Raw genomic sequence first — 13,570 nt, 5'->3', positions numbered from 1 at the left:
ATGCACATCAAGGATAAATGTCTGGCCGCCCTGGTCATCCTCTGCTGGGGGCTCAACTTCGTGGTGATCAAGTGGGGGCTGGAGGGGATCCCGCCACTGCTGCTGGGGGCGCTGCGCTTTATCGGCGTTGTCTTCCCCGCCATCTTGCTGGTACCAAGACCCGCTCTCCCCTGGCGCTGGTTGCTCGCCTATGGCGGCACCATCAGCCTGGGCCAGTTTGCCTTCCTGTTTTGCGCCATGAAATTCGGCATGCCGGCGGGCATGGCCTCCCTGGTGCTGCAATCCCAGGTGCTCTTCACCCTGTTGTTTGCCATGTTCTGGCTGGGGGAGCGCTGGCAACCCCACCACTGGGTTGCCCTGCCGCTGGCAGGTGCCGGGCTCTACCTTATCGCGACCCAGGGGGCGGGTAACCTGACCCTGCTCGGCTTTGCCCTGACCCTCTGCGCCGCAGCCTGCTGGGGCCTTGGCAACGTGATCAATCGCCAGATTGGTCTGCGCTATCAAGCCGCCCTGCCGAGCCTCATCGCCTGGGGTGGCCTGGTGCCCATTGTGCCGTTTCTCGCCCTCTCCTGGTTGTTCGAGGGGCCCGAACGCATCACGAGCAGCCTGCAACACATCAGCTGGCAGGGCGTACTCTGCGTGCTTTACCTCTCGCTGATCGCCACCTGGCTTGGCTACGGCCTGTGGGGGCGGCTGCTGATGCGCTACCCGGTGGCGCAGGTGGCTCCCCTCTCCCTGCTGGTGCCCTGCGTCGGCATGGTGGCGGCGGCCCTGTTGCTGGACGAACACCCCACCCCCTTGCAGTGGCTGGGCTCGGCCCTGGTGCTGCTCGGCTTCGTGGTGCATCTGCTGGGGGGACGGCTGCGCTGGTTGAGGCCACAGCCAACCCCTTGATTGCTTCGCGTTATTTGCCTCTGACCATTGACCCGCCCGGGGAAAATTTCCATGATGGCCCAATCCCCTTCGGGAGTGGTGTCACCCATGAGTGACCTGCAGGATGCAGCCACCAACAGGAGAGCAAGGATATGCCATCGACCATCGCCGCCGGGGGGCGTGCCTTCCCCCATCTGATCCGCGCCACCGCCATCACCCTGACCCTGTGCTGGAGCCAGTTTGGCTGGAGCGGCGCCCTGCCGACCGATCTCACGTGGGAGAGCAACAACACGGATCCCGTCTATGGGGATCCGGCGGCCAAACGAGGCGGCACCTTCCACACTTTCATGACCAGTTTCCCGCTCACCCTGCGCGTCTACGGACCCGACTCCAATGGCGGCTTTGCCGGCTATGTCAGGGAGACCAACCTGCCCCTGCTCGGTACCCATCCGCTGACCGGCAACCCCATGCCGCTGCTGGCCAATGAGTGGGCCTTCGGACCCGACAACAAGACCCTCTATTTTCGCATCAACCCCAAGGCGCGCTGGTCGGACGGCAAGCCGGTCACCGCCGATGACTGGCTGTTCGCCCTCAAGATGCTGCGCAGCAAGGAGATCAACGACCCTTGGTACAACAACTACTACAGCACCCAGATAACCGACGTCACCAAATTTGATGATCATACCCTGGCCATCACCAGCGGCAGCGAGAAGAGCCGGCAAGATCTGCTGGACTCCCTGCCCTTCACCCCGGTACCGAGCCACGCCATCAAGCTCACCGCCAACTGGGTCAAAGAGTACAACTGGAAGGTCTTGCCGGTCACCGGCGCCTACCGGATCGGCGAGGTGAAAAAAGGCAAGTCCATCACCCTGGAGCGGGTCAAGGATTGGTGGGGAGATGAGGAGCGCTACTTTCAGCACCGCTTCAACCCGGACAGGATTGAGATCAAGGTACTGCGGGATCAGAACATCGCCTGGCAGCACTTTCTGCGCGGCGATCTCGACACCTTTGGCCTGACCATGCCCAACTGGTGGCACGACAAGACCAAAACGGCCGAGTTCGAGAAGGGCTATATCGAGCGGACCTGGTTCTATAACCAGACCCCGCAATCTCCCATGGGGCTCTACCTCAACACGGCGGATCCCTTGCTGCGAGATCTCAACGTGCGTCTCGGCATCCAGTACGCCCTCAACCTCGACAAGATGCTCAGCACCCTGCTGCGAGGAGATTATCAGCGTCTCAACAGCTACGGCTCGGGCCAGGGGGATTTTACCAATACCGAGATCAAGGCGCGCCCCTTCGACCCCAAATTCGCCCGGGAATACTTTGCCAAAGCAGGCTTCAGCAAGGCGGGGCCAAACGGGATCTTGCAGGATGACAAGGGACAACCGCTGACCCTGACCATCACCTACACCACGGCGGAACATGCCCAGCGCCTGACCCTGCTGCGCGAAGAGGCGAAAAAGGCGGGGCTCAATCTCGAGCTCAACCTGATGGATGCCTCGGCCGGCTTCAAATCCATGCTGGAGAAGAAACACCAGAGTGCCTGGATGGGCTGGAGTACCAGCCGCTATCCCGCCTACTGGGAATATTTCCACAAGGTCAACGCCAACAAGCCGCAGACCAACAACATCATGAACATAAATGACGACGCCATCACAGCCCTGGTGGAGCAGTACGACAAGGAGTTCGACTTCGCCAAAAAGGCGGCGCTGTCACGGCAGATCCAGCAGCGGCTCTATGAGCTGGCCAGCTTCGTACCCGCCTATCAGGTGCCCTATACCCGGGAAGGGGCCTGGCGCTGGATAAAACTGCCCAAGGTGCCCGCCACGCCCAAGAGCGAACTGCTCTACTGGCCCCTGGACGGGGGCAACAGTGGCTACAGTTACGGCGGTTTGCTGTGGATTGACGAGGCCCTGAAAACCGAGACGAAGGCGGCCCTCAAACGTGGCCAGACATTCCCCCCGGTCATGCGAATAGACAAAACCTACCTGCAGCCTTGACCGCCCCTCTCCCCCCCAACAAAAGACCCCGCTCATTGGCGGGGTCTTGTTATTGCAACTGACCGGTTGCGGGGACAGGTCGCCGTCGCTTAGCCGCGCTTGGCCTGCTTCTGGGCGATGGCGTCGGCCACGTCGGCCGGCTCCAGCACGATACCTTCCTGATCCGGAGTCGGGAACACGGCGACACACAGCTCGTCCTGCTCCATGCCGTCGATCCAGCGCTCCAGCCACACCTTCAGGGTGATGGACTGTGGCTTGCAATCGGCCCACTCGCCTTCGGCCCACGCCTTGGCATACTCGGGGTGCGGCCATACCGGGATGCAGTCTTCATCGTCGGTGGTCAGCATCATGACGCCGTGCTCATCGGTCAGCACGTAGAGCTCTTCATGCTCGACCAGCTTGCTGATGAAGTGATCGTATCGGTAGTCGGCATTCAGTTGCAGCGCGGCATTGCGCTCGGTGTCGCTCAGTTCATAGCTCATCGGCCAGGTCTCTCTCTCTCGATAAAAGGGCGCCATGTTCACATCTTGTGGTCAGCTTGTCCAGCTCGCCGCCCCCGGCACCGAATGAGGGGTTGCGACGCCCACAAGAATAGGGCAGAAGCACGCCACATAGCGGCAACTGCCTGGGAATTTTGTCAAAATTCAGGAGTCACCAGCTCGATCTCCGCCACTTCGCTCAGCTTCTGGCGCAGCCAGTAGGCGGATTCGACTTCCACAAAGCAAAGCTGATCACGGCCACTGGCCGCCGCGGCCATCAGCTGCTCGAAACGCTGTTGCTGCTGCTGTTGCCAGGCCTGCGCCAGCTTGGTGCCATGGGCTTCATCCACCACCTCGCGGCGCAGTTCGAACAGGTTGTCGGTGATGGGACTGTTGATCTTGGCGGCGCTGTGCCAATACATCAGGAGGTTGTCCATCATTTCGGCATCATAGTTGGCCAGGGCATCGAGCTCTGCCGTGGCCCCACTAGCGCCAGTGGCAAAGTCGCACCAGCCCGCATCGAGGGAGACCAGCTCACCAGCTGACGCTCCTTTGGCGTGCTTGCGCAGCTGGGCGACATCGTTCCCGTTGCGAGCGGGCAGCCATACCTCCCCCTGGCAGGAGTCCAGCAGGGATGTCAGCAATGACGTCTGATAGACGGGAAAACGGGCAGATAGTGAATGCAGCAGGGATACCAGAGTGATCTTGACCATGGACGATACCTTGAACCGAGCGAACAGTCGCCGACGGACCGTCCGATATAAAAGGAGTGACCTATCCTATCATGTTTGTACGGCCCAAACCTTTCGATAAACCGAACGCCAAGTACTTGATAACGACCAAAAAAACAGCATTCACCCCATACGCCCCCTGCAAAGCGCAATAATTTGAGCCAGCGCCCACTAAAGTGGCGACAGGGATGCTAGTTTGCTTACATCTTTAGCGTAAGGAGTGGATCCATGATTGGTATCGATCAGATTTCGGATGACGTGATAAACCAGTTGAAGATACTGGCTTGCTTTGATCCAGCCAACATGAGCCTGGGGATCAAGTTGCGCAGCGATATGTCCGAGGAGCTGTGCCAGGCGGCGGCTCGCCTGCATCAGCAGGGACTCATCAGCGCGGAAGATGGCGGCTATCTCACCCCGTTTGGCATGACCATGGTGGAGCATCTGCAGCACCTGCTGGTCGCGCTCAAGCCTGTTTGACGGGTTGCGGTGCCCAGAGCGAAAAATTCAGCAATTTCCAACGCCGTCCCTGATGCAGGTGACAGGCAAACAGCAAAGGACCTTCGGGTCCTTTTACTTTGCCGTCCACCAGCCACTCCCCTTCCTTGCCAGGCAGAGGCCGGGCCTGTATCTCGTCAGGCTGGCGATCACTGCCCAGACGCGCCGCCACGAATTGCTGGCAGACGCTTTGTGCCTGCATGGCAGCTTGTACCGGCACTTCCGGTGTCGACATGGAGGTAGCAAGGGTCAGCAGTGGCAACAGCATGATTCAACCCGCGTCCTGAGCCCTGACGGGCTCCAGATAAACAAAAAGCCGTGGTACCTGAGGCACCACGGCTTTCTTAAATTCTGTAAGATTACAGAGCAGTTACGTTCTCAGCCTGCGGGCCTTTTTGACCTTGGGTCACAGAGAACTGTACGCGCTGACCTTCAGCCAGGGTACGGAAACCGTTACCTTGAATGGCGCTGAAGTGAACGAAAACGTCCGGGCCGTTTTCTTGCTGGATGAAGCCAAAACCTTTGGTTTCGTTGAAAAACTTAACGGTACCGGTGATCATGTTAGACATATCTTTAAACCTGTATTCAAAATAATTACTTATGCTTTTCAGCGGGTAAAGCTCAAAAAACGGGATTAACTTATGAACAACAGGAAAAGATGTAAAACATCAAATTCATTGACATAACTATCGCCCTTTCAAGCTGGATAGGATTATACGTGGCTTTGTAGATTACGCAAACAAATTTGTGCCCTGCGGGAGCAGGGCACAATCGTTTACAGACTCGGCGCTTCCAGTGCTTGTACCAGGGTTTTTAGGAAGCGTGCCGCCTCACCACCGGTGCAGGCTCTGTGGTCAAACGTCATCGACAAAGGCAGTGCCCGAACCGGCCTGGCCTCCCCGTGAATGAAGACCACTTTTTCGAACAATTTCCCGGCCCCTATGATGGCCACCTGGGGCGGCGTCACTATGGGGCTGGCGTAGCGACCCGCGATGGCGCCAAAGTTGGTCAGCGTGATGGTCGCCCCCTGCAGCATCTCGCGCGGCACAGCACGGGCCTTCACGTCGGCTATCATCCGATCCAGCCCTTGGCGGATGTCGGCCCCTTCCCGCTCGGCTACGTTCTCCATCACGGGCACATAGAGCCCATGTCTGGAATCCACCGCAATGGCCACATTGACCTCGTTGAACAGCCGCCTTGACAGGGTCTCACCATCGAACCAGGCGTTCATGGAGGGCTCGGCACGACAGGCCACGCCGATGGCCTTGATGAGACGTACCGTCACGTCTTCATCGGCTCGCCAGTGACGCAAATCCACCTCGTCGGTGATGCTGACCGGCACCACCGTCTGATGGGAAATCTCCATCGCCTTGGCCATGGCCCGGCGCGATCCCTTGAGAAATTCGTTGCCACTGCCCTGCATCGCTTCGAAGGCCGCCTGCACATCCTGCTCGGTCACCATGCCGGCATTGCCGCTCCCCTTGAGTCGCTCGATATCCAGCCCCAATTTCTGGGCCAGCAGGCGCACCGCAGGCATGGCCCGCACCAGAGTGCCGCCGGGCGCAATGGCCCCCACCACGAAGTGATCCTCGATATGATGCTGATGGGCGCTCACCTTGCCCACCACTGTGCCGTCATCCTCGCCCCCTTCAAATTCCACCAGCGGGGCGCCGATATGGAGGATATCCCCCTCCTCACCACACAGGCGGGCGATCACCCCCGCCACTGGCGAGGGGACGTCCACCAGCGCCTTGGCCGTTTCGACCGAGAGCAACACCTGATCGACCGCCACGGTATCGCCGACCTTCACCTTCCACTCAACAATCTCGGCCTCGGCCAGTCCTTCGCCCAAATCCGGTAATTTGAAAAATTTCATGACCAGTTCTCCATCAGCTGGTGAGCCGCATCCGCGATATCCTGCTCGGTGATGAGGTAATACTCTTCGTTGCGATAGTAGGGCACGGCCGCATCCACCCCGGTCAGGCGCTTTGGTGGCGCCTTGAGGGAGGTCAATGCCTGCTCGGTCGCGCGTGCCACGATCTCGGCGCCCACGCCAAAACTGCCACACGCCTCATGCACCACCAGCAGGCGACCGGTCTTGCGCACCGAAGCCAGGATCGTCTCCATGTCCAGCGGCTTGATGGTAGCCAGATCTAGTACCTCACACTGGATATCCTGCTCGGCCAGCAGATTCGCCGCCCGCATCACCTCCTGAATGCAGGCACCCCAGGCGACGATCGTGATATCCCGCCCGGGCCTCAGGGTAAAACAGACATCCAGTGGCAGGCCGATGCCATCATCCACCACGTCGGACTTCATGGAGCGATAGATGCGATCTGGCTCGAAGAACATCACGGGATCCGGATCGCGGATGGCCGAGAGCAGCAGGCCGTAGGCGCGCCGTGGGCTGGAGGGGATAACCACCCGCAGCCCCGGAATATGGGCAAACAGCGCCTCGACGCTCTCGCTGTGGTGCTCGGGTGAGTGGATGCCGGCACCATAGGGTGAACGATAAACGATGGGACAGGAGAGTCGGCCGCGCGTACGGTTGCGCATTCGGGCCGCCTGGCAGATGATCTGCTCCATGCCGGGGAAGATAAACCCCTGAAACTGGAACTCGGCCACCGGCTTGAGTCCCTGGGTCGCCATGCCGACCGCCACCCCGGCGATCAGCCCCTCGGCCAGTGGCGTATCTATCACCCGCTTGAAACCGAACTTGTCGCGAAGGCCCACAGTAGCGCGAAACACCCCGCCATTGACCCCCACATCCTCCCCCAGCACCACCACGTCAGGGTCATGTTCCATCTCGTAGTGAAGGGCCATATTGACCGCTTCCAGCAGACTCATCTCACTCATGGCCAGCCTCCCGCTTCATCCCCTTGGCAATGATCCGCTCGCGCTGGGGCAACAGCTCGGCGGGCAGTTCGGCGTAGTGATAATCAAGCAGCGCCTCCGGTGGTTGGGGTTGCATCGCCTCGTAGCGTGCCACCGCCTGCTCCACCTCCTGGCTCGCCTCGGCCAGCAACGCCTGCTCCTGCTGTTCATCCCACCACCCTTGGCTGTGCATGAACTGGCGCAGCCGTTTGACCGGCTCGCGGGCCCAGGCGGCCTCAACTTCAGCCCCGTCACGATAGCGAGTGGCATCATCGGCGGTGGTGTGATCCCCGAGGCGATAACTCACCGCCTCGATCAGGGTCGGCCCCTTGCCGGTGCGAGCCCGCTCGATGGCGCTGCGAGCGGCATCGTAGACAGCGACCACATCGTTGCCATCGACCTGCAGGCTGCGCACTCCGGCCCCAATTCCTTTCTGGGCCAGGGTCGGGGCGCTCGACTGCAACTTGCGGGGCACCGAGATGGCCCACTGGTTGTTGTTGATGATGATGACCATGGGTAGATGCCAGACGCCGGCGCAGTTCAGCCCCTCCAGAAAGTCCCCCTTGGAGGTGCCGCCATCGCCGATGGTGACCACGGCAACCCTGGGCTGGTTGCGCAGCTTGAACGCAGCGGCAATGCCGCAGGCATGGGTGATCTGGGTGGCGATAGGTACGCAGATGGGCAGATCCTCCGAGGGAGTGCCGTCAGCCTTGAGAAAATAGCTGCCCCGCTCGTCCCCTCCCCAATACTGCAGGTTCTTCTCCATGGGCACGCCCCGCACGTAGAGGGTGGGCATATCCCGGTAGTAGGGCACATAGACATCCTGCGGCTGCATGGCAAGACCAATGCCGACGCCGACCGCCTCCGCCCCGAGATGGGAGGGGAATGTACCGAGCTTGCCGGTTCGCTGCAGTGCGATCGCTTTCTTGTCATAGCTGCGCACCATCACCATGTTGCGGTAGAAGGTGTGCAGTATCGCCTTGTCCAGCCAGGTCGGCAGGTTAGCAACCTGGCCCCCTTCCGCATCGAGGTAACGAAGGAAAGGGATGTCGACATGGGTCATAACTGGCTCCTTGCCGTTGAGAACGCCACCGGGAGTGGTGACATTTCAAATGTAAATATCATGTTAATGAAAAAGCAAAGGGAATCAGCCAGGTAAGACCAGTAGAAACTTCTTTGAAATAGTAAATAAATTGAATTTTCGTCGAAAGAGGTGGCGTGATGCCGTAAATGGTGCAGGTTTTCTGGGGCTGATACAGAACGCCAATACACCCAAAAGGGAGTCGAACTCCCTGGTATCAATCCAGCCAGCGTGTCAGCTGGCTAGCCATTCTCGGAGGCAACAAGGGAACCCGGGCACGCAACCTGCTTCGCCAGGGTTCTGTCTGCAGGATCGGACAAATCTGTATCTGCCGTTCGGCGCCTGCGACCCAGACCCGTTGATCGATAAGTGAGTCGAGGGGAAGTTGGACCGGCCAGTGAGGAAAGAGCTCGGCCGTAGTAAGCCCGTCCACCTCGCTGACGCTCTCCCCCATCGGAGCTGAAGTGAGCCAGGGGTAAAGCACATGCAATCGCCCCGGATTGACCATCTCCAGCAGCTGACCAAGGCTTGGCTGCGAGAAATGGGGATCACCCGCCGCCTTGAGCAGATGGCGCGCTCCCGCCAACACCACCACACCGCGCTCGGGCAACCCGGCGATACAGTCGGCCATCGCTTGATCCCGCCCCCTGTTGTGATATTGCCACGCCTCGGGAGTCAGCTCCTGCCACTCGAATGGCGGCTCGCACAGATGAACCCGCAACCTCAGTTGCGCAGGACGCGCCAGATTGCTCTGGCGCAAGGCAGCGAAGAGGGCTGGAAACTCGGGGGGCATCCAGGCGGTGAAAGCGCTGGAGTCCAGCCAGACCGGATAGAGGCTCTCCAGCGTGAGCGGCTCTCCCTGCCAGCCATCTGCTCCCGCCAGCCAGGCGTCGAGCAAACCCTGATGGCGGCGGTTGCCGCACTCAAGCACCAGATCCGTCATCACCCCCCAGAGCATCGGATCGCAAAGCCAGGCGTGCTGGCGCCTGATAAATGCGGGGTGCCAGTGCGGCTCCCCAAGCCCCACCAGCTTGCCTGCCAGCAGCGCTTCCCTGATGGCTGCGACCGGGGTCACGACTGCACCTCCCGCTCTGCTGCCTGAAGGCGCTTGCAGACAAGCTCACCTATCTTCGCCAGCCAGTCAGGATGCACCATCTCCTGATGCAGACACGGGAAGCTTTGATAGTGGATCGTCCCTCGCGTCAGGGTCTCCCAGCCACGGCCATCCAGCCAGGGCTGACGGGAGCCCAACGCCTCGATAAAGATCACCTCTCCGTGATAGCAATAGTTGACAGGCTGGCGGATCAGCCGGTTATTGTGGTCAATCAGCCCGATCATGGCGCTCACCACTTGCTCATCGAGCATGGCCAGCGCACTTCCTTCTTCCCCCAACCGGGCAACCACCTCTTCACGAGTGAGGGAACCCAGCACCGCGTCCGACACGACAATGCCTCCCATCCGCAGCAGAGCATCGAGCATGTGCTGCTCGTCGGGCAGCGGCCGGGTGTGCCACTGGTGACAGGGATAGGCATCGAGCAGCAACACCATGGCCACCTCCTGCCCCTGCTCTTGCAGCATGGCCGCCATCCTGTGAACCAGCATGCCCCCCAGCGACCAGCCAAGCAGCCAGTAAGGCCCCTCGCTCTGATGGCGGCGCAGCTCGGTCACATAGTCAAGCGCCAGCTCATCGAATGTGGCGGGCAAAGGGGCATCCGGCTGGCAGAGGGCCCGGGCCTGCAGGGCATAGACCGCCATGCTGGTAGGCAGATGGGCCACCAGCGAGGCATAACACCAGCCAAGGCCACCGGCGGGATGGACACAGAAAAGGGTTGGACCGGATAGCCCCGCCTCCTCCCTGCGCCCCCTGAGTGGCAACAACATGGGCATCGTCTCACGCTCGCCGCCAAGATGCCGTGCCAACTGGGCGGGGCTAGGTGTTTCGAACAGGCTGGCCAGGGAAAGCGTCTGGCCGAGCGCCTCTTCAATGCGCACCACCAGTTGCGCCGCCAGCAGAGAGTGGCCGCCGAGGGCAAAGAAGTTATCCCCGGCGCCGACCCGCACCAGCCCCAGCACCTCGGCAAAGAGACGGCAGAGCCGCTCCTCCAGCAGGGTTCGCGGCAACTGCTGGCCAACTGCGGTAGCAAGATCTGGCAGCGGCAATGCCTTGCGATCCAGCTTGCCGTTGGGAGTGAGCGGCAGCTCGGCCAGCGTCACCAGCAGCCCCGGCACCATGTAGTCGGGTAGCACTGCGCTGAGCGCTGGCGTCAGCTCTGCCAGCGTCAACTCCCCCTCATCGGCGGCCACCACATAGGCCACCAGGCGGCGATCGCCTTGGGCACACTCGGGGGCCAGTACCACTGCCTGTGCCACGCGGGGATGTTGCAGCAACACCAGCTCAATCTCCTCCAGCTCGATGCGCTGACCGCGGATCTTCACCTGAAAATCGAGGCGCCCCAGATACTCGATGGCGCCATCCTCCCGCCAGGCGGCCAGATCGCCGCTTCGATAGAAACGCCCCGCCCCGAAGGGGTTGGCAATGAAACGCTCGGCGGTAAGCTCAGGCTGTCCGAAATAGCCTTCTGCCACCTGTACGCCCCCTATCCAGAGCTCTCCCGCTACACCGGGTGGCACTGGCTGCAGCCAGGGATCGAGAATATGGATACAGGTATTCCAGACCGGATAGCCGATGGGCACGCTGGTCACCTCCTCATCCGCACGGCAAGGGTACCAGGTGACATCCACTGCCGCCTCGGTCGGGCCATAGAGGTTGTGCAGGGGCGCGGCAAAAGCGCCATACCAGCGCTGCACCAAATCGGCCGGCAGCGCCTCGCCGGAGCAGAAGATCTGGCGCAAGGTGCGGCAACGCTTGGGCTCGGCCTGACCGACGAAGATCTGCAACATGGAGGGAACGAAGTGCAAGGTGGTGATCCCCGCCTGCTCGATAAGCGCGGCAAGATACGCGGGATCCTTGTGACCACCCGGTTTGGCGAGCACCAATCGCGCCCCCATCATAACAGGCCAGAAGAACTCCCAGATGGAGACATCAAAACCGGCCGGCGTCTTTTGCAGCACTCGATCCGCTGGACCGATGGGATACATATGTTGCATCCAGAGCAGTCGGTTGACGATGGCGGCGTGGCTCACCACCACCCCCTTGGGGCGGCCGGTCGAACCCGAGGTGTAGATGATGTAGGCGGCATCTTCTGGTTTGGGGGCCGGCAAGGTGCAAGGAGCCACCGCCGCCAGCGTCTTCGCCACCTCCGGTGCATCAAGGCAGACGGCAGGTATATCGGGCGCCATCGACATGGCCAGGGCTCGGCAAGTCAATAACAGCGCAGGTTCGCTACTCGCCAGAATGTAGCCGATCCGCTCTGCCGGATAGTCTGGATCGACCGGCACATAGACGGCCCCCACCGCCATGATGGCCTGCTGGGCCAAGATGAGCTCGGGCGAGCGGGGGATCACCACTGCCACCCGGCAACCGGGACCTATCCCCCTCCCCACCAGATAGCTGGCCAGCTGGCGAGTGCGCTGGCGCAGCTCGGCCACTAACCAGCGCTCCTCACTACATTCAAGGGCGATGGCGGCGGGGTTGGCCGCGGCCAACCCCTCGCCTAGCAGGGCGCTCAGCGTCGTGGATGGTAACGAATGCTTGGTCTCGTTCCAGCGTGCCAATTCGGCCTGCTCACAGGCCAGCAGCAGCGGTAGACGCACGGTCTCAATGTCATCACCGGCATCACTCCAGGCCGCCAGATAGGCCACCAGACGGGCCAGATGGCGCTCACTCTCCTGACGGCTGAAGCGCCCCTGATGGGTCTCAAGGGTCAGGGTGACGTCGCCTGCTTCCTCGGCAAAGTAAAAGGCGCACTCTTCCACCGGCCCCGCCGCCAGTACCCGTACCTCCCCGCGTACCTCGCCAAAAGTCAGGGTGCGGGTAAAGGGCATCAGGTTGACCTGAGGGCCAAAGAGAGGCAGCCCGGGCTGACGCTGCTGCAAATGCTCCTGACGACAACCCTGATGGCGACGCAGGGCGGCAAATTGCCGCTCTACCTGCGCCAGCAGCTCGCCAACCCGGCTTGCCCCTGTCACCTCGATGTGAAGGGGCAGCACATTGACCTTCATACAGGGGGTATCGGCAGCCTGTGAGCCCAGCCGCCCCATCAGGGGGATCCCCAGCACTACCTCGCCAGCACCGCTCATCCGGTGTACATAGCTGGCTACCGCCGCCAGCAAGAGGCTGTATGGATGGCAGGAAGAGCAGCCAGCCCGCGCCACCAGCGCCTGCCACAGTCGGCCAGCCAAACGCTGCTCGAGGCGATGGATGTCTCCCGGTCCCTGCACCGGACGACGGGAGAGCGACGCCGGGCTCTCCACGCCAGCCAACTGCTGCACGAAGAAGTCGAGATCCCGCGCGGCACGGGGGGATGCCTGATAATCAGCCTCTTCAGCCAGCAGCTCGGTCTGGGTGGCATAACGGCATGGGGCTGGCAGTACCCCGCGGCAGAGCTCTTCGTACCAGAGCGCCACGCGTTGGCAGATCAGGCGCAGGCCAAAACCGTCGATGGCGATATGGTGCACCGCGATAAGCCAGGCCCACTGCCGGTCGGCAAGGCGGTAAAGGGAGGTGGCAAAGAGCGGGCCCTCGGCCAGATTGAAGGGGGTCGCCAACAGGGTTTCCATCTCTACCTGCGCAGCTGCGAGCGGATCGGACTCACGGCGCAGATCCCGCTCTGCCATCTGCCAGCAGGCGGGGTTGGCCTCCATAAAGGGGCCCTCCCCAGTTGCCACAAAGGCGCAGTGCAGACCGGGGATCTCATCGAGCGTCTGACGCACCGCCCGGATGAAGTGATGAGGGGCGAGCGCCCCCTCCAGCAGCCAGTACTCTCCCGTGTTGCAAGCCGAACTCTCCGGGTACTTTTGCTGGGCAAACCAGATGCCCGCCTGCGCCGTGGTGAGTGGCCAGCGCGGCTTGTCCCCGCCCTGGTGCGGGGCACGCATCGCCATTGTCTGTTCCATGGGAATATCCTTGCGCAA

Annotated in this window: 12 protein-coding genes; 3 read left to right on the top strand and 9 right to left on the bottom strand. The window is 61.4% G+C overall.

Annotation, left to right across the window (positions count from 1 at the left end; all coding sequences use genetic code 11):
- A complete protein-coding gene (locus MRK42_RS07315) occupies window positions 1-894 on the top strand; it encodes an EamA family transporter (RefSeq protein ID WP_042025424.1) in 894 nt (297 codons plus the stop codon).
- A gap of 131 nt (window positions 895-1,025) precedes the next feature.
- Window positions 1,026-2,876, top strand: a complete 1,851-nt coding sequence (locus tag MRK42_RS07310; RefSeq protein WP_354688998.1) for an extracellular solute-binding protein — start codon at window positions 1,026-1,028, stop codon at window positions 2,874-2,876.
- 89 nt (window positions 2,877-2,965) lie between these two features.
- On the opposite strand, the gene MRK42_RS07305 is transcribed toward MRK42_RS07310, so the two are convergent.
- Both MRK42_RS07305 and MRK42_RS07300 read right to left on the bottom strand, forming a co-directional pair.
- Window positions 2,966-3,358, bottom strand: a complete 393-nt coding sequence (locus MRK42_RS07305) for a DUF2750 domain-containing protein (protein ID WP_026457402.1) — start codon at window positions 3,356-3,358, stop codon at window positions 2,966-2,968.
- Between the two features lie 155 nt (window positions 3,359-3,513).
- Entirely contained in the window at window positions 3,514-4,068 is a 555-nt protein-coding gene (locus tag MRK42_RS07300) for a hypothetical protein (protein ID WP_342016996.1), read from the bottom strand.
- A gap of 246 nt (window positions 4,069-4,314) precedes the next feature.
- On the opposite strand from MRK42_RS07300, the gene MRK42_RS07295 reads away from it, so the two are divergent.
- Window positions 4,315-4,563, top strand: a complete 249-nt coding sequence (locus MRK42_RS07295) for a TIGR02647 family protein (RefSeq protein ID WP_026457400.1) — start codon at window positions 4,315-4,317, stop codon at window positions 4,561-4,563.
- On the opposite strand, the gene MRK42_RS07290 is transcribed toward MRK42_RS07295, so the two are convergent.
- The 7 genes from MRK42_RS07290 to MRK42_RS07260 all read right to left on the bottom strand — a co-directional run bounded on the left by MRK42_RS07290 (window position 4,550) and on the right by MRK42_RS07260 (window position 13,552).
- Window positions 4,550-4,849, bottom strand: a complete 300-nt coding sequence (locus MRK42_RS07290; RefSeq protein ID WP_354688997.1) for a hypothetical protein — start codon at window positions 4,847-4,849, stop codon at window positions 4,550-4,552. The genes MRK42_RS07295 and MRK42_RS07290 overlap by 14 nt on opposite strands.
- Before the next feature lie 91 nt (window positions 4,850-4,940).
- The gene (locus MRK42_RS07285) at window positions 4,941-5,150 is read right to left on the bottom strand and encodes a cold-shock protein (RefSeq protein WP_005302803.1); all 210 of its coding nucleotides are present in this window, start codon (window positions 5,148-5,150) and stop codon (window positions 4,941-4,943) included.
- Between the two features lie 206 nt (window positions 5,151-5,356).
- Window positions 5,357-6,457 (bottom strand): dihydrolipoamide acetyltransferase family protein, encoded by a 1,101-nt coding sequence (locus MRK42_RS07280; protein WP_042025419.1) that lies wholly within the window; start codon window positions 6,455-6,457, stop codon window positions 5,357-5,359.
- A complete protein-coding gene (locus MRK42_RS07275) occupies window positions 6,454-7,437 on the bottom strand; it encodes an alpha-ketoacid dehydrogenase subunit beta (RefSeq protein WP_124239729.1) in 984 nt (327 codons plus the stop codon). The genes MRK42_RS07280 and MRK42_RS07275 overlap by 4 nt, the downstream gene beginning before the upstream one ends.
- The gene (gene pdhA, locus MRK42_RS07270; RefSeq protein WP_216991987.1) at window positions 7,430-8,518 is read right to left on the bottom strand and encodes a pyruvate dehydrogenase (acetyl-transferring) E1 component subunit alpha; all 1,089 of its coding nucleotides are present in this window, start codon (window positions 8,516-8,518) and stop codon (window positions 7,430-7,432) included. Before pdhA ends, MRK42_RS07275 begins: the two co-directional genes overlap by 8 nt.
- Window positions 8,519-8,753: 235 nt before the next feature.
- On the bottom strand, window positions 8,754-9,611 hold the full coding sequence (locus MRK42_RS07265) for a hypothetical protein (RefSeq protein WP_354688996.1): 858 nt from the start codon (window positions 9,609-9,611) through the stop codon (window positions 8,754-8,756).
- Entirely contained in the window at window positions 9,608-13,552 is a 3,945-nt protein-coding gene (locus MRK42_RS07260) for an amino acid adenylation domain-containing protein (protein WP_354688995.1), read from the bottom strand. Before MRK42_RS07260 ends, MRK42_RS07265 begins: the two co-directional genes overlap by 4 nt.
- Window positions 13,553-13,570 lie beyond the last annotated feature (18 nt).

The sequence above is a fragment of the Aeromonas sp. 19NY04SH05-1 genome, from assembly GCF_040581895.1.
GTDB classification, from domain to species: Bacteria; Pseudomonadota; Gammaproteobacteria; order Enterobacterales; family Aeromonadaceae; genus Aeromonas; species Aeromonas enteropelogenes.
This window is presented reverse-complemented; position numbering and strand designations above follow the sequence as displayed.